Consider the following 22,705-nt stretch of genomic DNA (forward strand, 5'->3'; position numbering starts at 1 on the left):
GAACACCGTGGTGAATCCCATGGATTCGGCGGGGCCGTAGCCGTTGGCGATGGTCAGGTGGGGGTGGTGGTGTTGGATTTTGGCGGTGTGGGTGCCGGAGGCGGGTTCGCCTCCGGTGAAGGCGAGGCGTACGCCGGTGAAGGCGTGGGGGTATTCGTCGACTAGGACGTTGAAGAGGCCGGAGGAGAGTTGGAGCATGGTGACGGCGTGTTGGGCGGTCAGGCGTGCGATGTGGGTGGGTTCGGGGCGTTGTCCGGGTTGTAGGACGCAGGTGCCGCCGTGGAGCAGGGCGCCCCAGAATTCCAGGGAGAAGGCGTCCCAGGAGACGGGGGAGCATTGCAGGAAGACTTCGCCGGGTCCGAAGGTGGCGTAGTGCTGTGCGGTGAGGGTGGCGATCAGGGCGCGGTGGGGGGAGAGCACGCCCTTGGGCCGGCCGGTGGAACCGGAAGTGAACATCACACACGCCGGATCCAGCGCTGACACCTCGACGCCGAGATCGTCGCCACTGAGCGCATTGATTTGCTCGGCGTGCTCGTCGACGAGCACGAGGCATGCGACGCCGCGCAGCCGATCTGCGAGCCGGGCGCGGGTGACCGCCACGCCGATCGCCGCGTCCCCGATCACCGTGTGCAGCCGCTCGTCCGGGAAGTCCGGGTCGAGCACCGCGTACGCCGCTCCGGTCTTCGCCACCGCGAGCAGGGCCACCGCGAAGTCCAGGCCACGCTCCAGCAGCACCCCGACGATCGCGCCGCGGCCGGCGCCGGATGCGCGCAGCCGCCGCGCCAGTCGGTTGGCGCGAGCGTTCAGCTCCGCGTATTCCAGCCGCTCGTGCTCGTAGATGAGCGCGGTCGCGTCGGGTGTGCGCCGTGCCTGCCGTTCGACCAAGGCGCCGAGGCTTTCCAGGCTTCGCGGCCGCTCGCCGTCCCCGGCCTCGGTGCCGTCCTCATCGGCGAGAAGCAGGGGCCTGATGTCGACGGCGGTGTCGTTCCACCGGCACAGTGCCAGTTCGCGCTCTGCGGCATCGAGCAGCTCCAGCTCGCCCACCGCGGTGTCCGCGCGCTCGGCCAGCGCGGCCAGCACGCGGGCGAACGTGCGCTGATAAGCCGTCAGGTCGGCGGATTCCGCGAACGCCTCGTCGATCGTGTAGTCAACCCGCAGGCTCCCGCTGGGCGTGCGGCTGACCGTGAGGGACAGCTCCTCGGCGGTGCCGCCGGTAGACAGCAGATGGTGCACCGCCGGCATCCCGGCGAAGTCCGACTGCTCGTCGCCGGCCACGATATTCACCACCGGGCCGAACAGCCGGCCGGCCCGGGTGGGCCAGCCCAGATCCCGCAGCAGCTCCTCGGCCGGATAGCGCTGATGCCACTGCGCGCGCAACATCTGGGCCGCGACCTCGGCCGCCAGCGTCTCAGCGGTCTGCCCCGGCTCGACGCGGTACCGCAGCGGCAGCATGTTCGCCGCCATGCCCGGAGCGCCGCTGGTCGGGCCGAGCCGGCCCGGCATCGGCAGGCTCAGCACCACGTCCGGGTCGCCGGTCCACAGATACCGGTGCACCACGGTCGCCGCGACGAACGCCTGCTGCCAGGTCACGTTCGTGCGCTCGGCGAACCGGCGCAACCCCGCGAACACCGCGTCGTCCACGAGATCCACCCGGCGGGCGACCCGGTGCGACGGATTGCCCGCGGACGCCGGGCCGGACGGCGGGGCGGCATCGGCCATGATCCGGCGCCAGTACTCGCCATCCCGGCGATACGCGGCCGACTGCGGATACGCGGCCTGCTCGTCCAGCAGCCTGGCGAAGGAACCCAGCGGCGGCCCGGCCTCTGTGCCAGTGGCCAGGGCGGTGTAGAGCTGCGCCGCCCTGCGCCGGATCAGCGTGGAGGTGTAGCCGTCGTGGATCAGATGGTGCTCGCGGTTGTACCAGAGGTAGTGCTCGGGACCGAGCTTGAACAGCAGGTGGCCGAACAGCCGGTCCCGCAGCGGGTCGCGGGCCGTGTCCATGTCCTGACGCATCCGGCGGGCCGCTTCGCCGGAGGGGTCCGGCCCGCCGGTCAGATCGACAAGCTCCACCAGCGGCGCCCCGGGCTCAGTCTGCGGCGCCGGCCCGAAGTGCTGCGCGGGTACGCCGTCCGCCTCGGTGAAGCGCAGCCGCGCGGTTTCGTCCTCGTCGATCAGCGCCGTGACGGCGGCCCGCAGCAGCTGCGGATCGACCGGCCCGTGGATCTCGAGGTAGCCGCCCATCGTGAACACCGGGTTCCCGGGATCCATCCGCTGCGCGTACCACACGCCCAGCTGGGCCGGGTTGAGCCGGCGGGCGCCGCCGCCGGGCGCGGCGCGGCGCGCCGGGGCGGGGGGAACGGGTGCCGGTTCGGAGGACATGGTCGGCTCCTGACGGTCGCGGGTCGGAAGGTCGCTGCTCGCGGCGCGGGCCGCTCAGGCGTGCCGCTCGACGGCGTCGAGGATGTCCTGGATCGTCTCGACCTGGACGACCTCGTCATCGTCGAGCGCGATGCCGAAGCGCTTCTCGACCTGCACGAGCATCTCCACCAGGGAGAGCGAGTCGACGCCCAGGTCGGCCAGCTTCTGCTCGGGCGCGTAGCGGCCGTCCAGCTCGGGGGTGACGTAGCGGATGACCTCGTGCACGCGGTCGAGGACGGCGGCGCCGGTCGTCTCAGTGGTCGTATCCAGGGTGATGTCCATGATGCTCTCCGTGATCTCGGGTCGGGCTGCGCCGGATGGTTGGCGCGGTGCGGGAAGGTTGCAGCGGTGCCGGAAGGTCGGCGCGGTGCCGGGAACACCAGCGCCTGCGTCAGCCGCCTGCGTTGACGGACAGTTGGGGCCAGGTCAGTGCTGCCGAGGCCCAGGTAAGGCCGCCGCCGAAGGCGGTCAGCAGCACCCGGTGGCCGGGTTCGAGCGTGCCGTCGGCCAGCGCGTCCGCGAGGGCCAGCGGGATCGACGCCGCCGAGGTGTTGGCCACCCGGTCCACGTTCACCACCGCGCGCTCCTCGGCGATCCCGAGGGACTGCGCGGTGGCCACCAGGATCCGCCGGTTGGCCTGGTGCGCGACCAGCCGGTCCACGTCCGCGGGGCTCCAGCCCATCCGCTGCATCACGGTGACAGAGGCCTGCGTCATGCGGGCCACCGCGTGCCGGAACACCAGCCGGCCCTGCATGGTCAGGTAGCTGTCCGCGGGATCCGGCGGCACGTCGGCCGCGCGCTGCCGGGAACCGCCGCCGGCGGTCTTGAGCAGGTCGACCTGCGCGCCGTCGCTGCCGAGCACGTGCGCGGCCACCGCGCCGGGCTCGCCGGCGTGCCCCGCGCGCACCACGACCGCCCCGGCCCCGTCGCCGAAGATCGGCGCGGTGACGCTGTCGTCGTGGTCGATGATCGTGGAGATCGCGTCCGCGCCGATCACCAGGCCGGCCCGGTAGCCGCCGGAGGCGAGCATGCCGTCGGCGACGGACAGCGCGTAGACGAACCCTGAGCAGGCGGCGTTCAGATCGAAGGCCGCGATGCCGGGCAGCCCGAGCCGGGCGGCCACCGCGGGCGCGGTCGAGGGGAAGGTGTGGTCGGGGGTGCAGGTGGCCAGGATCAGGAAGCCGATCTCCCCGGCGTCGCAGGACGCGAGAGCCCGGCGCCCCGCCTCCACCGCCAGGTCCGAGGTCGCTCCGGCGGATTCCAGCACGAAGCGCTGCTCGATTCCGGTGCGCTCGACGATCCAGTCGACGCTCACGCCGAGGCGGCGGGCGATCTCCTCGTTCTTCACCGCGCGGTCCGGCAGGCAGGTGCCCAGGCCCGCGATGACCGCCGCCGCGGCGCCTGGTGCGCGCCCGCCGGATGGGTCAGTCTGCTGCGACACCGTGTTCGTGCTCGATGACACGGCTCCTCCAGGAGGGGATGCGGCGCCCCGGGCGGCCGGGGCTGGGGGCGGGGTCTTCGCGGTCATACTCGTTCGCGCCATCCATGGGACACCCGGCCGCTGTCCGCCTGCGGCAGTTCCCGAGGCAGCCGGGCAGCAGTTGCGCCCGGGCCCGCCAGCGCGGCGCGCACCAGGTTCAGCACTCGGAAGCGGGCCTGGCCGCCGGCGTGGCAGGTGCGCGTGGCGCCGAGCAGGAGCAGCTCGCGCACCATCCGGCCGCAGTCGGACACGTCCGCTCCGGTCAGCGCCATGACATCGGCGAGGCCGAACTCGCCGCCCCGCTCGCACAGCGCGGCCAGCAGGTCGCGCACCGGCGCGGAGAGCCGCAGCGGCGCCAGCGCCAGCGCGCCGGGCAGCGGGCAGTCCTCGTCCGGGCCGGCCAGATGGCGCAGCAGCGGGCCCGGGCCGTCGGCCAGGCACGCGTGCAGCGTCGCCAGGTCGTAGACCAGCAGCCAGGAGGCGGCGGCGCGCAGCGCGAGCGGCAGCCCGTCGAGCAGCCGGCAGATGCGCGCCACCGCCGCGAGGTCGCCGGGTTCCGGGACGAACCCGGGCCGTACCCGGCGGATGCGGCCGAGCAACAGCGCCGCCGACGGCACCTGCTCGAGCGCGCGGGCGTCGTGCTCGTCAGACGGCTGCGGCACGGCCAGCGGCTCAAGCAGGAAGACCCGCTCGCGCGGCAGGCCGAACGGCGCGGGCGAGGTGGCCAGCAGCCGCAGCCGCGGGCAGTCGCGCAGCAGCCGGGCCACGCCCTCGGCACGAGGCGCGCGGTCGCCGGCGCCGTCGAGCACCAGCAGCGCCGGCTGGTCGCCGACCAGCCTCACCAGCGCGGCGGTGCCCTCCCGTTCGGCCGCACCAGGCGAGAACAGGCCGGTGACGCAGGCGCGCACGACCGGCGCCAGGTTTTCCGCGGCGTCGCTGAGGGTGTATTCGACCGGCGCGTCCTGCGGCGCGGACCACAGCACCGGGAAGCCGGCTTCGGCGTGGACGCGCGCCGCGACCTCGAGCGCCAGCCGGGTCTTGCCCACGCCGGTCAGCCCGACGATGTGGGTGAGCCGCTCGGGTCCGGCGGACAGTTCGGCGGTCAGCGCGCGGATCTGCGGTTCGCGGCCGATCAACGCGTCCGGCGCGGCCGGGGCGCCCGGCGGCTCCGCGTCGAAGTCCGCCTTGAGCGGCCAGCCGACCCGGTCCTGCCAGGCGGCCGATTCCAGCGCCTCGCGGGCCTTCGGCCCGAGCCGCAGCCCGTCCGCGATCAGGCGCACCGTGTCGTGGCGCGGGCGTTTCGCCCGGCCCTGCTCGAGGTCGCGGATCGCCCGCACGCTGATGGTGGAGAAGTCGGACAGCTCCCGCTGGGTCAGCCCGATCCTGGTGCGGTGGTGCCGGACCAGCCGGCCGAAGGCGGTGGGCGCCTCGGCCGCGGCGGGTTCGGCGGTGAGGGGTTCGGCGGTGGGGGTTCCGGTTCCGGTCACGGTGCCTCCTCGCTAATCGTCGGCGCCGCGGACCCGGGCCGGCCTGGCCGGCGCGCGAAGGTCCCGAGGACCGGGCCGCGGCGGAGCGTGGGTGGTGGTGCCGACGTGCTGTCCCCGATATTCCGAGGCCCGGTTATCGGCGCGACATCGCCGCGTCTATCCCGCCCGCTATCACGAACTGTTCCGGCCGGGCCGTGCATCGGGCGGCCGTGATAATGCGGGGATAGCGGCGGCGATAACGCCGGGATTCCCGCCTTTCCTAGCTTGGGACTCACCGAAGCAACCCCGAGCGAAAGGCACTGAGATGCTTGTCAACACCCTCAAGAGCGCGGCCGCCACCCTCAGCCTCGCCGCCGCTCTGGCCTGCGGCTCCCTCGCGGTCAGCGCGATGCAGAACCACTCGGGTCCGGCCGCGGGCCACTCCGTGACCGCCGACGGAACGGCCACCGCGGCCCCCACCGCGAGCGCGACGCCGAGCAGCGCGAACGACCCGTGGGACTGAATTGCCTCGGTCGTCTTATCGCAATAACCGGTTAATTCCTCAGGGCGCCGCGGTTTCCGCGCCGAGCCCTTCCAACAACCGCTCGGCCTCCTGCAGTTCCCGGGTCATCGAGCGCTCGCGCAGCACCGCGATCGAGGCCTCGAGCAGCCCGGCGGCCCGCCCCGGATCCTCCAGCCGGACACAGAGCTTGGCCAGCGCCAGTCGCACCAGCGCCGCACCACCCGCGTCCATGATCTGCTCCCGGATCGCCAGCGCCCGCTCGAACAGCTCGCGAGCCTGCTGATAGCGCCCCAGATGGAGGTTGACCTCGGCGAGGTTGACCAGCAGATGGCCCTCGCCGATCACGTCGCCGGCGCCGCGCACCATCGCGAGCACCTCCGCGAGCGTATGCTCCGCCTGCTCCGGCTCGCCCCGCTGAAGCAAGACCTGTCCCACCCTGCGCAGTGCGCGCGCCTCGCCACCGGCGTATCCGACCGACCGGTAGATCGCCAGGGCCTCCTCCAGTCGAGCGTGCGCGCCGCCCCCGTCCCCTCGCTGCATCCATATATGCGCGCTCTGCGTCAGCGCCGTCGCCTTCCCGACGATGTCGCCGGCCTGGTCGAAGGCGCGCAGCGACCGCTCGTACAGCGCCAGCGCCCGCTCCGAGTCCCCGCTCTGCCGCTCCAGCAGCGCCAGGTCCCGCCAGCACAGCGCCCGGCCGTGCACGTCGCCGAGCTCGTCGAACAACCGCAGCGCCGACTCCAGCGCGGAGCGGGACTGCTCGGCCTGGCGTTTGCTCAGGTACAGCGTGCCGAGCGAGCCGAGCAGCGCGGCGCTGCCCCGTTTGTTGCCGGCCTGTCGAGCGGCTGTCAGAGCCTGCATATGCGTGCTCTCCCACAGATCGAGATAGCCGCGCGCCTCGAACAGGGTGACCAGTGTCGTGGCCAGCTCCCAGCAGGCCTCGTCCAGCTTGGCCGTCGCGGCGTGGCCGACCGCGTGGCACAGGTTCACGTGCTCGCCGTCCATCCAGTCCAGCGGCTCGGCGAGCAGCCTGCCGACGTAGGCGTCAGGGGGCTGCCAGCGGGTCGCGTCGCCGCGCAGCACCGTGTAGTCGCCCCCGTAGATCGCCCGGTGCGCTTGCTGCAGGATGGCCAGCCATCCGCCGATCATCCGCTCGGCCGCCGCGTGCTGCACGTCCGGCGGGTCGTTGGCCTCGAGCTCCTCGCGGGCGAACATCTTGATGATCTCGTGCAGCCGGTAGTGGAACTCGCCGCTGCGCGAGACGCCGACCACGTCCAGCATCTGCACGTCGACGAGCGTCTCCATCAGGTCGGAGGGCTGCGGCCTGTGGTCGTCGAGCAGCGCGCCGGCCAGCCAGCCGGGCAGCGTCGGTCCCTGCGCGAGGCTGAGCAGCCGCAGCAGCCTGCGATCGGCCCAGCCGAGCCCGTCGTGGGTCAGCGAGAGGCTGGCGCGCACCGTCATCTCGCCGTGGGCCAGCTCGTCGAGCCGGTGCCGCTCGTTGGCCAGGCGCTCCACCATCGAGGCCAGCGACCAGTGCGGGCGCGCGGCCAGCCGGGCGGCGACGATGCGCAGCGCCAGCGGCAGGCCGCCAACGGTGCGCGCCAGCGCGGCCGCGGCCTCGTACTCCCGGGACACCCGGTCGGCGCCGATCACCTGGCCGAGCAGTTCCAGCGCCTGGTGCGGGCCGAGGATGTCCAGTTCGATCCAGTGCGCGCCGGGCAGCCCGGTCAGCCGCGCCCGGCTGGTCACGATGACCGCGCAGCGGCCGGCTCCGGGCAGCAGCGGCGCGACCTGTCGCTCGGCGGCGGCGTCGTCGAGCACGATCAGCACCCTGCGCGTCGCCAGGATGGTGCGGTACATCTCGGCGCGCTCGTCCACCGAGTCGGCGATCATCGACCCGGGAATGCCCAGCGCGCGCAGGAAGCGGCCGAGGACCTGCCGCGGCGACACGGGCTCCGGGCCAGTACCGCGCAGGTCGCAATACAGCTGCCCGTCCGGGAAATAGGCGTCGCCGAGGAGGTGCCCTATGTGCGTGGCAGCAGTGCTCTTACCGATGCCGGGCCGGCCGACGATCATCACCACCCGGGTTGCGCCCGCGCCGTCGAGCACCTCGCGGACGGAGGCGACCAGCGGCTCGCCGCCGATGAAGTCCGCGGTGTCCGCGGGCAGCTGATGCGGCTTCTCGTCTCGGAACGCGGAGACCACGGGGTCGTCCCCGGGCGCCGCCGGGCCCGGCGCCGCCCCGGTCACCGCGCTCGCGGAGGCCGCGGCCGCCGCGACCGGGCGGGCCAGCGGCTCGGCGGCGACCAGCAGGTCCGGGTCGCCGGCGAGGATCGAGGCCTCGAGGGCGCGCAGCTCCTCGCCGGGGTCGAGGCCGAGCTCGTCGGCGAGCAGGTCGCGGCCGACCCGGTACGCGTCCAGCGCCTCGGCCTGCCGCCCGGAGCGGTACAGCGCGAGCATGTACTGCCGCCGCAGCCGTTCGCGCAGCGGATGTTCGTGCAGCAGCAGCCCGATCTCGCCGATGAGCTGGTGGTGGCGGCCGAGGCTGAGTTCGAGTTCGAGGTAGGTCTCGACAGCGGCCAGCCGGTCCTCGTCCAACCGCATCGCCTTGGTCCGCAGCGTCTCGCTCGGCAGACCGCTGAGCGCCGGTCCGCGCCACAACGCCGCCGCCGTACGCAGCAGATCGGCGGCTTCGGCGACGCGCCCCTCGCGCGCGAGGACGCGGGACTGGTGCACGTTGCGGGTGAACAGTTGCAGGTCCAACGCATCCGGGCCGACGCGCATGAGATAACCGGGCGGGCGGGTGGAGATCGGCGCGTCGATCTCCGCGTCGGACAGCTCCTTGCGCAGCCGGGAGACACAGATCTGCACCTGCGTGCGCGCGGTGCTCGGCGGGTTCTCGTCCCAGATCAGATCGACGAGGTAGTCGACGCTGACCACGCGGTCGGCCTCGAGCAGCAGCGCGGCCAGCACCGCCTCCTGCCGGCCGGGCGGGATCCGCACGGGCCGGGCCGGCCCGCGCACCTCGAGCGGCCCCAGGACGCTGAACACGAATCCTGAGTTGCTGGTGCTGGGCGCCGTGAACGGCTCGGCCATGCGCGCTGCTTCTCCAGGGCTCGTTGACTGCTATTCGAGCGTTGCGAGACTGATCGACAGTGTTACCGATTGAACGCGCTGTGTCCACGCAACGGAGTCGGCATGGAGGCGAACGGACGATAGCGGCGGGATAACGCGGGGTAGGGCCGCCCTGCCAGAGTGTCTGACGTCGAAGGTTTCTGCCTTCCAGCTCAGAAAATCGCCGACTCTGGTCGGGCCGCACGTGAAGGATGTGCACCATGTTCAGCGACGAAGCGGAGTCCCTGCGGCCGAGCGCCTCGGTCACCGCGGCAGGGATCGACCACGTGCGCCTGTCATATCATTACCTTGACTCCGGCGACATCGACGGCTACGGCTCGCTGCTCGACGACGACGCGCAGCTTCGCTGGCCGGAGGCTCCGCTGGGGCGAGGCCGGGCGCAGGTGCTCAGCCTGCAGAAGGGCCTGGCGGGGCCGCCCTCCCGGCATGAGATCCGCAAGGTCGTCGCGTCCGGCGACACGGTGGTGGTCACCGGCCGGTACACCCCGTCGAGGTCCGGCCGCGGCGGCAAGGCGGCGGCGGTGGAGTTCGCGGACCTCTTCACGCTCTCCGACAAGGGCATGCTGCTGACCCATCACCGGTACTACTTCGTCGCTCCCTGACAATCAGCTTCCGTATAGAGTGCCCGCGCCGCGATGTATGAGTTCGCAGTTATCGGGGAACCATGCCGCGATGGAATCCGGCGCGCGGCAGCCCGGCGCGGGGCACACCGACCCGCTGGTCTCGGCCGCGGCTACGGCGGCGACGCTGGAGGATCTCGCAGCTCTGCTGCGGGATCTGCGGCGCCGGCACGCGCGCAGCCGCCGGGACAGCAACCTGACTTACCGGGAGCTGGCCGCCAGGACCGGCTGGTCCCAGACCGCCATCGCTGAATATTTCACGGCCCGCACCCTGCCCCCGACCGACCGCTTCGACGCGCTGCTCGAGGTGCTGGGGGCGACCCGGGCCGAGCGCGGCGCACTGGCGACCGCCCGCGACCGGATCGAAGAGGCCGACCGGCGGACCAGACGCAGCCGGAGCGGACCGCGTCCCGCAGGGGCCGGAGCGTCGCCGGCGGTGACGGTGGTGAGAGCGGCGCAGCAGTTGCCGGCCGCGCCCCGGACGTTCACCGGCCGTACCCGTGAGCTGGCCTATCTGGACTCGGCTCTGGAAGATCAAACGCGGGACGACGGCACGCCGGTGATCTGTGCGATCGGCGGTATGGGCGGAATCGGAAAGACCTGGCTCGCGGTGCACTGGGCGCACCGGCACCTGGACCGGTTCCCGGACGGCCAGCTGTATGTCAACCTGCGTGGATTCGAGCCTGTCGGCCAGCCCATGACTGCGGCCGCCGTGGTACGCGGCTTCCTGGAGGCGTTGGGCGTGCCTCCCGCCGCGGTGCCGGTCGCTCCGGAAGCCCAGGCCGGCCTGTATCGCAGCCTGGCGGCCGGTCGCCGGATGCTGATCCTGCTGGACAACGCGCGCGACACCGCGCAAGTGACTCCGCTGCTGCCCGGAGACGCGACGTGCACGGTGCTCATCACCAGTCGCCGACAACTGACGGGGCTGATCGCCACGCACGGCGCGCGATCGGTGGCGCTGGACGTGCTGCCCGAGGACGACGCCCGCCGGCTGCTCGCCCGCCACCTCGGCGGCGCCCGTCTCGACGCCGAACCGGAGGCCACGGCCGCGTTGCTGGACTGCTGCGCGGGGCTGCCGCTGGCGCTGGGCATCGTCGCCGCCCGCGCCACCGTTCATCCCCACCTGACTCTCGCGGCCTTGGCCGCCGAATTGCACGAGAGCGCGCACCGGCTCGACGGCCTCGACGCCGGCGAACCCCAGGTCGACCTGCGTGGCGTGCTGTCCTGGTCCAGCCGGGCGCTGTCGCCCGAGGTCGCCAGGGCGTTCGGACTGCTCGGCATCGCCCCCGGCCCGGACCTCGCGCTCGCCGCCGCGGCCGCACTGCTCGGCCTGCCGCTGGTGAAAACCCGCACCCTTCTGCGCACGCTGGAACACGCGCACCTGGTCCAACAGCACGCTCCCGAGCGCTACCGCATGCATGACCTGCTCAGGTTGTACGCCTCCGAACAAGCCGACGAGCAGCACCCCCCTGCCGAACTGCAAGCCGCCTTACGGCGTCTGGTCGACTTCTACGTGCATACCGCATATGCGGGCGCTCAATTACTCGCGCACTGTCCCACGCCCCTGATAGCCGAGCCGGAAGCCGGAGCGGTGACCCACCCGCTGCCCGACACCAGTGCGGCGATCGCCTGGTTCGATGCCGAGCACGGCAACCTCCTGGCCGCCCAACAGCTGGCGCGAGCCCAGGGCTGGGATGCACCGGTCTACCATCTGGCCTGGGCGCTCGACCCCTACCACCGGCGCCGCGGCCATATCGCGCACCAGGCCGAAACCTGGCAGCTCGCCGTGGCCAGCGCCCGGCAGCTGCCGGAACAGGCCGCCCGGGTGCAAGCTCAGCAGATGCTCGGCGACGCCTACGCCCAACTGGGCCGGACCACCGACGCCCTCCGCTCGCTTCGCAAAGCCCTGACCCTCGCCGAGCAGGCCGGCGACATCACCAGCCAGGCCCAGATCCACCACAGCCTGGGCGGGACCTGGGAACGGCACGGCGACGACGACCGGGCGCTGGAGCATGCCCACCGCGCCCTGCTGATCTTCCAGACGCTGGACGACCCCTACCAGCAGGCCAGGGCGCTCAACGGCGTCGGCTGGCTGCAAATCCGGCTCGGCAAGTACGGCGAGGCCCGGGCCAACTGCGAGGCCGCGCTCGCGCTGCTGCGCAGCCTGCCCTTCAACGAGCAGCGAATCGGGGAGGCCAACACCCTCGACAGCCTCGGCTGCGTCGCCCACCACCTGCGCGAATACGACCAGGCTCTCGACTACTACGACCAGGCCCTGACCATCTGCCGCGCCCAGGGCCACAGCTATCTCGAAGCCGACATCCTTCGGCACATCGCCGAGACCCGGTTCGCGCAGCGCCGCCTCGATCAGGCCCGCGGCTCCTGGGAGTGCGCGCGTGAGCTCTACCTGGCGCAGCACCGGCTCGCCGCCGCCTCGCGCGTTCAGCAACAGCTGGACGGCCTCGCGCCGTGAACCCGACCGCCGGACGGTGGATCGGGTCCGCGCGACCCCGGGCGCGGACCCGATCCACCGTGCGGATCACCCGTAGGAGATGGACGTGAGGTTGCAGCTGCGGTCGGTCGTGTAGTAGCCGTAGTACGCATACTGATACAGGCTGCACACCCAGTTCGCGGTGGCCGTCGAGGTGCCGGGCGTCAGGCTGTAGGTGTAACCCACCCAGTTGCTGTTCTCGACGTAGCCGTTACCCCCGCAGTACGTGTCCAGCGCCACGCTGTTCGCGGTGGTGGGCACGATGAAGGTCACCTCCTTCTCCTGCGAGTTCACCTGGTAGCCGGAGGCGCCCAGGGCCGTGTAGGTCCAGCCCGAGCCGTAGTTGATCGCGAAGCCGTACATGAGCGTGCCGTCTGAGCAGGTGACGTACGAGTTGATCGCGCGCCCGCTGTCCGCCGACGCGGAGGAGGGCACGGCGGCGGCGGACAGGAGGAGGGCGCCGAGGGCCGATCCGAACGCGGCCGCTCTGCGGCGCACAGCTGCCTTGGTCATGGGACGTCACGATCCTTCCGAGTAGTCGAGACGCGATGCCGTCACCGAGCGGCGTGCCTGCTCGGATGTCCGGTCCATGGTGTCCGCCGGGCGTGGCGGCCATCGCGGATTCCGTACACCGCCGAACACGGCCGAAAATCGGCGCACGTCGCCCCGCGCCGGCGAAGTAGTGTTCCGCCGTGGCTCCCTTTTCCGCGCAGCGCTTCTACGACGAGCTCGCCGATGACTACCACCTGATCTATCCGGACTGGTCGCTATCGGTGGCGCGGCAGGGGAGCGCCTTGGACGCGCTGGTACGCGAGTACCTGCGCCGCGCGAAGCCGCTGGACATCCTGGACTGCTCCTGCGGGATCGGCACGCAGGCGATCGGCCTGGCCGAGCGCGGACACCGCGTGGTGGCCACGGACCTGAGCCCGGCTGCCGCGGCACGCGCGGACACGGAAGCGCGTCGCCGCGCGCTGGTGATGGCGGCCGCGGCGGGGGACATGCGCGCGCTGCCGTTCGCCGACTCCTCGTTCGACGTCGTGCTGAGCGCGGACAACGCGCTCGCGCACCTGCTGACCGAGGACGAGGTGCGCCGCGCGGTGGGCGGCATGCGGCGGGTCGTGCGCGACCAGGGCTTGCTGGTGCTCACGGCGAAGGACTACGGCGACGCCCGGCAGGCCCGTCGGCAATCCACGGTGCCGGCCGTGACGGACACCCCCGCAGGGCAGGTGGTGACGTTCCAGCTGTGGCACTGGCAGGACGACGGGGTCTACGACTTCGACCACATCCAGCTGCTGCCGGACGGCGATAGCTGGCAGGTCCGGGTGCGTCGGGCGACCTCGCGGGCCTGGACGCTGGAAGAACTGGCGCAACTCGTGCGGGAATGCGGGTTCGACGACGTGACGTGGCACAGCGTGGACGAGTCGCATTTCTTCCAGCCGGTTTTGACGGCGCGGCCGGTCTAAGCCGAGGGTGCGCCGAATCAGGCCTTTTCGTCAGCCTGGCCCGTGTCCGGGGTCGGCGTCCGGCGTGCTCAGCGCGGTCTGCGTGTGCAGGCTCGGCCCGTCACCGTCCGCACGGTCCGCGTGCCAGGTGAGGACGGTGTCTCGCGAGTAGCGGTGCAGTGCGGCGCGGTCCGGCTGGCCGATCTTGGCGATCAGGCTCGCGATGTGCTTCTCGGCGGTGCGCGGCGAGATGTAGAGACGGCTGGCGATGTCCCGGTTGCCGGTCTGACTCGCCATCAGTTCGAGCACCTCGAACTCGCGGGCGGTGACGCCCAGGAGCCGCAACTCCCGCGGAACCCGGTTCAAGCTGCTCCACACCGGCGACGCGCGCCTGCTGTACCGGCGCGGGACGCTCACGCTCGCATCCGGCGGCGCCGACGCGGCCGCGGCCGCGCTCGCGGATTTCGACGGCGCGCTCGAGTCAGACCCCGCATATGTGCCGGCCCTGGCGGCCCGCGCCGGGCTCGCGTTCGACCGCGGCGATCAAGAGGCCGCACTCAGCGACCTGACCCGCGCGGTCGAAGCGGCCCTCGACGACCCGGATCTTCTCTACAACCGGGGCTACCTGAGGCAGGCCGCGGGACGTTGGCGTGACGCCATCGACGACTACACCCGCACGCTCGCTCTGCCCGGCGCGGACGGGGCCGAGTTGCTGCAGCGCCGCGCCGAGTGCGATCGGGCCACCGCCAAAGGCTCCGGACGTGATCTCGCGGACGCGCTCGGGCGGGGCGCGCCGGCTGGTGCGGCGTGACATCCGCACCGCTGACCGCCAACGCCCCAGGCGCGACCGCACAAAGCGAGGCGGAGTACGGCGAGCCGACCCGGGATACAGCGGACCCAGACGACTTGCCGATCCTGAACGGAGTGCTCGCGGCCGCAGTCTGCCGAGTCGAGCGGACGATCCGCATCGCAGACCACGTACTCGTTCTGGGCCTGCCCGGCTGGTGCGGTGGCCCGCCACAGACGCGCGATCGGCCGGCCCTGATCCGCTTCGCCGGCACCTCGCAGCCGCTTCCCGGCTCAGCCCTCGCCTCACGGGTCGCAGTACGCAGAAATGTAAAGGACGCTTGACGCGTCTCGTGGTGTAAAGCTAGCTTTACACCACGGAGGAAATCATGCGCGTACGCACGCACAGTCACGGCAGTCGCCGAATGCTCCCGGTCGCTGCGCTGATCGCCGCGACGGTGGTCGGCTCGTCGTTTCCCGCGAGCGCCGCTACCTCGGGACCGGCCTCGGGCCGCGGCGCGCTAATCAGTTCTCTGCGAACCGATCTTTCGCAGTATCTGGCCGCGCGTGGTGTGCCGGAACACATCTCCGCGCTCGGGCTCGCGGTGACCTTCGCAGGACGCGACGACGAGCGGGACATCAGCCTCGCCGCCGGCACGACGACGTACGGCGGCCAGACCCCGGTATCGCCCCGCGCGGCTCTGGCAGATCGGGAGCAACACCAAGGCGTTCACGTCCGTGATGCTCCTGCAGCTGGAGGCTGAGCGGAAACTGTCGATCAACGACACGCTCGGCACCTGGCTGCCGCAGTATCCCGCCTGGAGCCGCGTCACCGTCAAACAACTGCTGGACATGACCAGCGGCATCCCGGACTACACGTCGCAGCCCGCGTACTTGCAGGCGCTCGCGGCGAATCCGAACGCGACGTTCCACGCCGCGCAGCTCGTCTCCTACGCGTATGGACCCGCGCTCGGCTCCGGGTACGCGTACTCGAACACGAACTATGTCCTCGCCCAGCTGGTCATCGAGCGGGTGAGCCACGACAGCTACGGCGATCAGCTCGCCAAGCGCATCCTCATCCCGCTGCGACTGCGCAACACCTGCTTCGCGCCCTACACGTGCCCGGCGAGCTTCGCGGCCCGAATGCCGACCGGCTACCTGTTCGAGTCCGCCGATCCTTCGCTCCAGGGCTACCCGGTCCCGCCGCTCAACCTGACCTTCGCGCAGGGCGCCGGCGCCATCATCGCGTCCCTGCACGACATGGCGACCTGGGACCGCGCGCTCTACCGCGGCGGGCTGCTCCCCGCGAAGCAGCAGCGGGAACTGGAAAGCCTGGTGTCGACCCAGACCGGACTGCCGATCAGCACCACCACGCCCAGCGACCCCGAGGGCTACGGCCTCGGCGTCGCCCAGCTCACCTCGCCGCTCACCGGAACGGTCTGGTTCTACGAGGGCGAGACCTACGGCTTCCGCGTGCTGCACGTCTACCTGCCGGGCTCGCGCACGCTCATCGCGCTCGCCGCCAACAGCGCGGTCGGCACCGCGGACCAGCTCGACTCGCTGCTCGTGTCGGTTTATCAGACCCTGCAGAGCAGCGGAGTAATTCCGGCGGGCGAAGGGAATGTCGGCTCCGAGCTCGGCATGAGCTCTCCCGTCGTGCACCCGATGAACTGACCGTCATAGCGTGGGCTTATGGAGTTCAGTCGGGAGTTGCGTGAGGACGTGCTTTCTGGCGAGATCACGGTCTCGTTCCGGCTCTGGAGCCGGCCGAAGGTGAAGCCGGGCGGCCGCTACCGCGTCGGCAGCGGCCAGATCGTGGTCGACTCGGTCGACTTGGTTCCCTTCTCCGCCATCGACGAGGCCGACTTGCGACGCTGCGGCGACGCGGATCTCGAATCGCTGCGGCGGCGGGCCGCCCACGCCGGACCCGTCCACGACGACACGCTCCTGTACCGAATCGAATTCCACGTCGCCGATTAGGATCAGGCGGTCGCGGCGCGGGGCGCCTCGGCGAAACATACTCAGCGTTCGTGTACGACGCCGTGTCACGTTTGCTTCGCACCGCGTACCTGATGGATCATCAGCTACGCGCGAAGGAGTGATCGTGACCCACCCGCTTGGAAGCCGCACCGAACCCACCGTGCCGGCCGCCCGCAATCCCGTAACCCAGGGTTCGACGGGATACGCGGTCGTCGATGTGGAGACCTCGGGCTTCCACCCGCCGAAGGCGGAGGTCGTGGAGATCGCGATCGTGCACGTCGACGGCGGTGGGCGGATCACCGGCAGCTGGGACACGCTGATCCGGCCGCTCGGCTCGGTCGGTGCGACGCACGTCCACGGCATCACGGAGGCCATGGCCCGCGACGCGCCGAGTTTCCGCAGCGTCGCCTCCGCCCTGCACAGCCTGCTGGTCGGGCGGGTGGTCGTGGCTCACAACCTGCCGTTCGACGCGAAGTTCCTCATCGCGCACTTCGCTCAGGCAGGCATCGCAGCGCCCGAAATCCGTGACGGGGTGTGCACCCTGCGCGTCGCCAAGCGGTACATCCCCGCCTCTCGCCACCAGCTCGCCGACTGCTGCCGACACGCGGGCATCGCGCTCACCGACGCGCACAAGGCGATCGGCGACGCTACAGCCACCGCAAAGCTGCTCGGGTATTTCCTGCGGCTCGGCGTGCCACTGCCCGGCAGCCCCGTCCTGTCCGCATCTCTCCTCCCGCAGCAGCGCGAACCGGTGGAGAGGCTGCTGCGGCCGCGCGTCGGCCGCCTCGGCCAGCGATAGCTCGCCCGCGGCTCGACGCGGCTTGTGCAGAGCCGAGCTGCGCTGCGCGGGCGCGTTACGCGTTGGCGACCAGGTTCGTGCAGTAGGGGAGCACGTTCTTCTTCGTTCCGGCCGCTGCGATCACCGTCGCCCGGTCGGCACCCTTGAGGACCGACGGCCAGCCGTTTCCGGCGGCGACGACGGAGCGGCACAGATCGAGCAGGGTGGGCGACGCGGTCGGCGCTGCTGTGCTCGCAGATGGCACCGGGACTGCCGAGGTCTGCGCGCCCGTGCCGGTGCCGGTTCCCGTACCGGTACCCGTGCCCGCGCCAGTGCCTGACGTCGAACCGGCCGCCGCCTGGGTCGCGCCCAGCACCATGCCTCCGGCGACGCCGGTCGTGGACTGCGGCGAGCCGGGGGGCGTGTGCTCGTTCGCGGTGTTCTTGGTGGCGCTGCTCGAGGTGGCCGCCGGGACGGCGCCGTACGGCTCGAGGACGGTGCTCGGATGGCTCGAGTTCGATCCGCCGTTGAGCTCCGAGGCACCGAGGCAGGCCGCGGCGAGCCCGATGATCGCCAGCGCGATCGCCGCGCCCAGCGCGATCACGCTGCGCCGCCGCGGGGACTTGAACAGGCTGCCCGCGAACTGCGCGGCGCCGGCCGTGGGATGCACGCCGACGCTGGCAAGGTCGTGTTCGGCGGAGCGGGTCGGCTTCGTCCGCGCGGCGACCCGCCGGTACGCCCGGATCGCGGCGATGGTCGAGCTCAGTACGCCGCGCATGCCGTCCCCATTTCCCTGTCGCTTGATACGTCGTCACTTGACCACAACCAGGGTGCCACCGGCAAGAGCGCAACCTGCGGTGCTTACATAGCTTGTGACAAAAGCCGGGCGGCGCCGTCCGGGGCTTCTGTCGGCGCGCTGAGGCATGCTGGTGGCATGACACCGGAATCGGAGGACCGCACTGACGCCCGGAGCTCGGGGGCACCCGACTCGTCGCCGGCCGTCTCGGTGATGCTGATCGTTCCCGACGCGGACGCGGCGGTCGCTTGGTACAGGAGTGCCCTCGGAGCCGGGCAGCTGTGGGACCTGGGCGGCGTGGCGGGCCTGGAGATCGGGGGCGCCCCGTTCTTCCTGCACGAGGTCAATCCGAAGAATCCCGCCGAGGCGAGCCCGATCCAGATCGGCGCCACGAGCACGCGCGTCGAGCTGTTCGTCGATGATCCTGACGAGTTCATCCGCCGTGCCGTCGCCGCAGGTGCGACCGGGGGAGCTGAGGTCGAGGAGCACGACATGCCGTGGGGAGTGCATCGCCAAGGCGGCTTCACCGACCCGTTCGGGCACCGGTGGTCGGTGGGCGACAAGTCACCGCTGCGTGCGTTCCCGCGCTGATCGGCGCGAGTTGCGTCGCTGAGCTCTGAAGCGCGGCGCCGGTTCGCTATCGGCCGGCGACTTGTGGGATGAGCGAGCGGGAGCCGCTCGCCAGGATGGTGGAGATCAGTGCCTTGACGGCCGGACGCTGCTCGGCACGCGCGTTGGCCAGCAGCACCAGGTCAATGTGGCCGAGTTCCGGCAGCCGGTGCGCCGGGCCCAGCGCGGTGAGCTGCGCCGGAACGAGGCTGGCTGCCATCGCCGAGATGCCGATTCCGGCCGCCACGGCCGCGATCAGGCCGTTCACCCCTCGGCAGACACAGGCGCTGCGGTAGGGCAGTTGCGCCCGGTTCAGCGCCTTGCGTATCTCAGTGCGCGACAAGCTCGGCGCCGGGTAGACGACCAGCGGCACCGGCTTGCTCAAGTCGAGCCTGGTGGACTGCGTGCCGACCCACACGAGCCGGTCGCGCTTGACCAGCTGGCCGCGCTCCTCGCCGTCCAGGCGCTTGCCGATCAGGACGTCCAGCTTGTCGTTGGCCAGCCACTCGTGCAGCATTCCGCTCTGGTCGACGGTCAGGTAGAAGTCGACCTGCGGATTGTCGCGCCGAAATTCGCGCAGGATCTGCGGCAGCCCGGTCAGCGCGAGGTCGTCCGAGATGCCGATGCGCAGCCGACCGCGCGGCCGGGTGCCGCTGAAATAGGCGGCGGCCTGCTCGTGCGCGGCCAGGATCGTCTTCGCGAAACCGATCATCGCCTCGCCGTCCGGGGTCAGCGCCAGCGAGTGCGTCGTGCGGTGCACCAACACCCGCCCCACCTGCTGCTCCAGGCGCCGGATGTGCTGGCTCACGGTCGGCTGCCGGATGCCCAATCGCTCGGCGGCCTGCGTGAAGCTGCCAGTCTGTTCCACCGCGAGCAGCGTGGCGAGGAGCTCGGGATCGTAGGCGGTCATAACAGCACCCTATAACTGCTCATCGGATCATCGGCCTTCTCTATGAGCTTTTCGCGGCAGAGAATGGCAGCACCGCATTACCTGCGAGAGGCTTTCCCGTGACTTCGGCGGCTACCGTCCGACATCCGATCTCGATTTCGCCCGACTCCTCGAATTCGTCCGACTCCGCGAACCTGTCTAGCTCCGCCGGTTCTCCGAGCTCTTCAAACTCTTCCAGCTCTGCAAAGTCTTCCAGCGGCGCCTTCGCGGCACTCCGCTTCCGCGCTTACCGGACCTACGTCGCCGGGCAGAGCCTGGCCAACATCGGTGCGTGGATGCAGAGTGTCGCGCAGGACTGGCTGGTGCTCCGCCTCACCGACAGCGCCACCGCCGTCGGCATCACCATGGCGCTGCAGTTTCTCCCGATGCTGCTGTTCGGCGTGCACGGCGGCCTGCTCGCCGACCGCTGCCCGAGGCGCCGGCTGCTGCTGGCCACGCAGAGTGCGAACGCGCTGCTCACCGGGGCGCTCGCGGCGCTCACCATCGTCGGGGCGATCCGCGCCGAGCACGTCTACGTCTTCGCCTTCCTCTGCGGGCTGGTCTTCGTGGTCGACGCGCCCACCCGCCAGGTCTTCGTGGCCGAGGTGGTGCCGCCGCAATACCTGCAAAGCGCGATCTCGCTCAACGGCGCGGTCTTCCAGGCGACCCGGCTCGTGGGTCCGGCCGTGGCCGGTCTGCTGATCGGGACCGTCGGCACCGGCTGGGCGTTCGCGGCGAACGCGCTGTGCTATCTCGGGCCGACGGTCGGGCTGCTGCGACTGCGCGCGAGCGATCTCATCCCCGCCGCCCCGCCTGACCGCGAACCCCGGCCGCTGCGCACCGCGCTGCGCCACGTCCGCGAGCGCCCGCAGGTGTTCTGGACCATCTTCCTGGTCGGCGTCGTCGGAATGTTCGGCCTGAACTTCCCGATCGTGCTGACCGCGATGGCGAGCCGGACCTTCTCCGCCGGAGCCGGCATGTACGGGCTCTTCAACGTGGTGCTCGCGGTCGGCTCGGTGGCCGGCGCGCTGCTGGCCGGCGGCCGCCCGGCCGGCCGGCTGCGGCTGATCGTCATCCTTGGCGGCCTGTTCGGCCTCTTCCAGGCGCTCGACGCGGTGGCGCCCGACCTGCTCGGCTTCCTCGTGCTGCTCATCTGCATGGGCGCCGCGAACCTGGCGTTCCAGGCGATGGCGAACGCGTCCGTCCAACTGCGGGTCGACCCGCAGGTGCGGGGCCGGGTGATGGGCCTCTATCTGATCGCGTTCATGGGCGGGACCCCCATCGGCGCGCCGATCATCGGGGGACTCACCAATCACTTCGGCGCGCGGGCCGGCATGCTCGCCTGCGGCCTGATCCCGATCGTCGCCTGCATCATCATCGTGCTGATAAGGGGCGGTCGGCTGCGGGCCTCCGCCGTCATTTGACCGCACCGACGGTGACGCCGCGGGTCAGGGTGCGCTGGAAGATGAGGAAGAAGACGATCGCGGGCAGGATGCCGAGCAGCCCGGAGGCGGCCTGCATGGTCACGTCGACGATGTGCTCGCCCTGGGCCAGGCCGAGCGCGACCGGAACGGTCTGGTTCTGGTTGGAGACCAGGAAGACCAGCGGGAGCAGGAACTCGTTCCAGGTCCAGATGAAGAAGAAGGTCAGCAGCACCACCAGGGTCGGGCGGCTGATCGGGACGACGACCCGCCACAGGATCCGCCAGGTCCCGGCCCCGTCGATGCGCGCGGCCTCCAGGATCTCGCGCGGGAAGGCGCCGAGGACGGAGGAGAGCAGGTAGGTGCCGAAGGCGCTTTGGACGACGGTGAAGATGATGATGATCGCCGTGCGGGTGTCGTACAGGCCGACCTGCTTGGCCAGGTAGTAGAGCGGATAGACCAGGCCCTCCTGCGGCAGCAGGTTCGCGATCAGGAAGGCGACGATGATCCACGTGCGTCCCCGCACCCGTCCGATGCCGAGCGCGTAGGCGTTGAGGATGGACAGCAGTACGGCCAGGATCGCGACCGCCGCGCTGATCAGGGTGCTGTTGAGCAGCACCTGGCCGAAGTCGACCAGGTTCCAGAAGGTCTTGAGGTTGGCCAGGCTCAGGCCGTGCGGCCAGGCGAGCGGCCCGTGCGCGGCGTAGTCCGTGCTGGTCTTGACCGCGTTCATCGCGACGAGCCCGAAAGGGGCCAGCATCAGCAGCGCGGCCAGCACGAAGGCGATAAGCACCGGGTAGCCGCCGCGGCGGCGGGCGCCGGTGCGGTTGCGGGCGAGGCGGGCGGTGTACACGGACACGGTCAGACCTCCTCGTCGTCGCGCCGGCGGAACTGCACCGTCACGAAGACCGCCGTGATGACCAGCGTGATCAGGGCGAGCACGGTGGCGGTGGCGGCGCCGTAGCCGACCTGCGTCTTCTCGAAGAAGTTCTGATAGGAGAAGTAGGAGGGGATGTCGGTCGAGTAGCCCGGCCCGCCGCGGGTGAGCACGTAGATCGGCGCGAACGCCTTGAGCGCCGCGATGGTGCACATCAGCAGTACGACGTAGAACTCCGGCCGGATCTGCGGGACGGTCACGTGCCAGAACCGGCGGGCCCACGAGGCCCCGTCCAGTTCGGCGGCCTCGTACAGCGTCGGGTCGATGCGTTGCAGCCCGGCCATGAAGACCACCAGCGGGAAGCCGATCTGGATCCAGACCATGACCGCCATGACCGAATACAGCGCGGTCTTCGGGTCGCCGAGCCAGTCGTGCGCCAGCGGCCCGAGGCCGACGTCGCGCAGCGCCGAGTTGAGCACGCCGTTGTCGGGAGCCAGGATCCAGCCCCACACCACGCCCATGACCGCCAGCGGCATCACCTGCGGCAGGTAGATGCAGGCGCGCAGCACGCTGGCCGTGCGCGGCCCGAACTTCTTGCCCAGATAGTCGAACAGCGCGGCGGCCACGACGAGGCCCAGCACCGTCGGCACGACGGCCATCGCGACGATGAGCAGGACGTTGTGCCAGAACGAGGACCAGAACACCGAGTCGGCCACCAGCCGCCGGTAGTTGCCCAGGCCGATCCACGTCATGGGGCCGACGCCCTGCCAGCGGTTGAAGCTGATCCAGACGTTCATCCCGAACGGCACCGCGATCACGGCCGCGAAGAGGACCGCGCCGGGCACCAGGAACAGCGGGTAGCCGCGGCCGGTGCGCCGGCCGCGGCGGCGCCGGGCGGCGCGCGCCGCCCGATCCGGCGCCGCCGCCTCGGTCCGGCCGGCGGCTGCGGCCACGC

The 22,705-nt window shown here is 71.3% G+C and carries 23 protein-coding genes; 12 read left to right on the top strand and 11 right to left on the bottom strand.

All coding sequences use genetic code 11. The features are described from left to right. The 4 genes from VFB40_RS17000 to VFB40_RS17015 form a co-directional block, all read right to left on the bottom strand. A partial coding sequence (locus tag VFB40_RS17000; RefSeq protein WP_324851746.1) for an AMP-binding protein occupies positions 1-2,379 on the bottom strand: 2,379 nt, incomplete at its 3' end. A gap of 54 nt (positions 2,380-2,433) precedes the next feature. After that, positions 2,434-2,700, bottom strand: a complete 267-nt coding sequence (locus VFB40_RS17005) for an acyl carrier protein (protein ID WP_324851748.1) — start codon at positions 2,698-2,700, stop codon at positions 2,434-2,436. 109 nt (positions 2,701-2,809) lie between these two features. After that, on the bottom strand, positions 2,810-3,859 hold the full coding sequence (locus VFB40_RS17010) for a beta-ketoacyl-ACP synthase III (protein WP_414642100.1): 1,050 nt from the start codon (positions 3,857-3,859) through the stop codon (positions 2,810-2,812). 83 nt (positions 3,860-3,942) lie between these two features. Further along, on the bottom strand, positions 3,943-5,385 hold the full coding sequence (locus VFB40_RS17015; protein ID WP_324851752.1) for a helix-turn-helix domain-containing protein: 1,443 nt from the start codon (positions 5,383-5,385) through the stop codon (positions 3,943-3,945). A 304-nt stretch (positions 5,386-5,689) separates the two neighbouring features. Here VFB40_RS17015 and VFB40_RS17020 point away from each other — a divergent pair, with 304 nt between their 5' ends. After that, the gene (locus VFB40_RS17020; RefSeq protein WP_324851754.1) at positions 5,690-5,887 is read left to right on the top strand and encodes a hypothetical protein; all 198 of its coding nucleotides are present in this window, start codon (positions 5,690-5,692) and stop codon (positions 5,885-5,887) included. A gap of 39 nt (positions 5,888-5,926) precedes the next feature. On the opposite strand, the gene VFB40_RS17025 is transcribed toward VFB40_RS17020, so the two are convergent. Then, entirely contained in the window at positions 5,927-8,983 is a 3,057-nt protein-coding gene (locus VFB40_RS17025; protein WP_324851756.1) for an AfsR/SARP family transcriptional regulator, read from the bottom strand. Positions 8,984-9,222: 239 nt separating this feature from the next. Here VFB40_RS17025 and VFB40_RS17030 point away from each other — a divergent pair, with 239 nt between their 5' ends. Then, positions 9,223-9,624, top strand: coding sequence for a nuclear transport factor 2 family protein (locus VFB40_RS17030; protein ID WP_324851758.1), 402 nt, complete (start codon positions 9,223-9,225; stop codon positions 9,622-9,624). A 70-nt stretch (positions 9,625-9,694) separates the two neighbouring features. Continuing rightward, the gene (locus VFB40_RS17035) at positions 9,695-12,115 is read left to right on the top strand and encodes an ATP-binding protein (protein ID WP_324851760.1); all 2,421 of its coding nucleotides are present in this window, start codon (positions 9,695-9,697) and stop codon (positions 12,113-12,115) included. Positions 12,116-12,181: 66 nt separating this feature from the next. Here the strand turns inward: VFB40_RS17035 and VFB40_RS17040 are convergent, their stop codons facing one another. Then, complete coding sequence (locus VFB40_RS17040; protein WP_324851762.1) at positions 12,182-12,646, bottom strand: hypothetical protein; 465 nt, start codon at positions 12,644-12,646, stop codon at positions 12,182-12,184. 179 nt (positions 12,647-12,825) lie between these two features. Here VFB40_RS17040 and VFB40_RS17045 point away from each other — a divergent pair, with 179 nt between their 5' ends. After that, the gene (locus tag VFB40_RS17045; protein WP_324851764.1) at positions 12,826-13,596 is read left to right on the top strand and encodes a class I SAM-dependent methyltransferase; all 771 of its coding nucleotides are present in this window, start codon (positions 12,826-12,828) and stop codon (positions 13,594-13,596) included. A 30-nt stretch (positions 13,597-13,626) separates the two neighbouring features. Here the strand turns inward: VFB40_RS17045 and VFB40_RS17050 are convergent, their stop codons facing one another. After that, positions 13,627-13,872: a LuxR C-terminal-related transcriptional regulator gene (locus VFB40_RS17050; RefSeq protein WP_324851766.1), complete on the bottom strand. Its 246-nt coding sequence runs from the start codon at positions 13,870-13,872 to the stop codon at positions 13,627-13,629. A 28-nt stretch (positions 13,873-13,900) separates the two neighbouring features. On the opposite strand from VFB40_RS17050, the gene VFB40_RS17055 reads away from it, so the two are divergent. The 6 genes from VFB40_RS17055 to VFB40_RS17080 all read left to right on the top strand — a co-directional run bounded on the left by VFB40_RS17055 (position 13,901) and on the right by VFB40_RS17080 (position 17,140). After that, positions 13,901-14,386 (top strand): hypothetical protein, encoded by a 486-nt coding sequence (locus VFB40_RS17055; RefSeq protein WP_324851768.1) that lies wholly within the window; start codon positions 13,901-13,903, stop codon positions 14,384-14,386. After that, entirely contained in the window at positions 14,383-14,706 is a 324-nt protein-coding gene (locus VFB40_RS17060; protein ID WP_324851770.1) for a flavin reductase family protein, read from the top strand. The genes VFB40_RS17055 and VFB40_RS17060 overlap by 4 nt, the downstream gene beginning before the upstream one ends. Positions 14,707-14,750: 44 nt before the next feature. Further along, positions 14,751-15,125, top strand: coding sequence for a hypothetical protein (locus VFB40_RS17065; RefSeq protein ID WP_324851772.1), 375 nt, complete (start codon positions 14,751-14,753; stop codon positions 15,123-15,125). Then, entirely contained in the window at positions 15,070-16,035 is a 966-nt protein-coding gene (locus VFB40_RS17070) for a serine hydrolase domain-containing protein (RefSeq protein ID WP_324851804.1), read from the top strand. The genes VFB40_RS17065 and VFB40_RS17070 overlap by 56 nt, the downstream gene beginning before the upstream one ends. A gap of 18 nt (positions 16,036-16,053) precedes the next feature. Beyond that, positions 16,054-16,341, top strand: coding sequence for an ASCH domain-containing protein (locus VFB40_RS17075; protein WP_324851774.1), 288 nt, complete (start codon positions 16,054-16,056; stop codon positions 16,339-16,341). Between the two features lie 124 nt (positions 16,342-16,465). Then, positions 16,466-17,140, top strand: a complete 675-nt coding sequence (locus tag VFB40_RS17080; RefSeq protein WP_324851776.1) for a 3'-5' exonuclease — start codon at positions 16,466-16,468, stop codon at positions 17,138-17,140. Positions 17,141-17,195: 55 nt separating this feature from the next. On the opposite strand, the gene VFB40_RS17085 is transcribed toward VFB40_RS17080, so the two are convergent. Beyond that, positions 17,196-17,897 (bottom strand): hypothetical protein, encoded by a 702-nt coding sequence (locus VFB40_RS17085; protein WP_324851778.1) that lies wholly within the window; start codon positions 17,895-17,897, stop codon positions 17,196-17,198. 156 nt (positions 17,898-18,053) lie between these two features. Between VFB40_RS17085 and VFB40_RS17090 the strand changes: the two genes are divergently transcribed. Then, on the top strand, positions 18,054-18,506 hold the full coding sequence (locus VFB40_RS17090; RefSeq protein ID WP_324851780.1) for a VOC family protein: 453 nt from the start codon (positions 18,054-18,056) through the stop codon (positions 18,504-18,506). Positions 18,507-18,552: 46 nt separating this feature from the next. On the opposite strand, the gene VFB40_RS17095 is transcribed toward VFB40_RS17090, so the two are convergent. Then, complete coding sequence (locus VFB40_RS17095) at positions 18,553-19,434, bottom strand: LysR family transcriptional regulator (protein ID WP_324851782.1); 882 nt, start codon at positions 19,432-19,434, stop codon at positions 18,553-18,555. A 173-nt stretch (positions 19,435-19,607) separates the two neighbouring features. Between VFB40_RS17095 and VFB40_RS17100 the strand changes: the two genes are divergently transcribed. Further along, entirely contained in the window at positions 19,608-20,876 is a 1,269-nt protein-coding gene (locus VFB40_RS17100; protein ID WP_414642101.1) for an MFS transporter, read from the top strand. Here the strand turns inward: VFB40_RS17100 and VFB40_RS17105 are convergent. Beyond that, positions 20,869-21,732 carry a carbohydrate ABC transporter permease gene (locus VFB40_RS17105; protein WP_324851786.1) on the bottom strand — a complete coding sequence of 288 codons (864 nt, stop codon included), beginning with the start codon at positions 21,730-21,732 and terminating at the stop codon, positions 20,869-20,871. The genes VFB40_RS17100 and VFB40_RS17105 overlap by 8 nt on opposite strands. 2 nt (positions 21,733-21,734) lie before the next feature. Next, a complete protein-coding gene (locus VFB40_RS17110) occupies positions 21,735-22,703 on the bottom strand; it encodes a carbohydrate ABC transporter permease (protein ID WP_324851788.1) in 969 nt (322 codons plus the stop codon). Positions 22,704-22,705: the final 2 nt, after the last annotated feature.

It is taken from the genome of Actinocrinis sp. (assembly GCF_035650855.1).
Taxonomy (GTDB): domain Bacteria; phylum Actinomycetota; class Actinomycetes; order Streptomycetales; family Catenulisporaceae; genus Actinocrinis.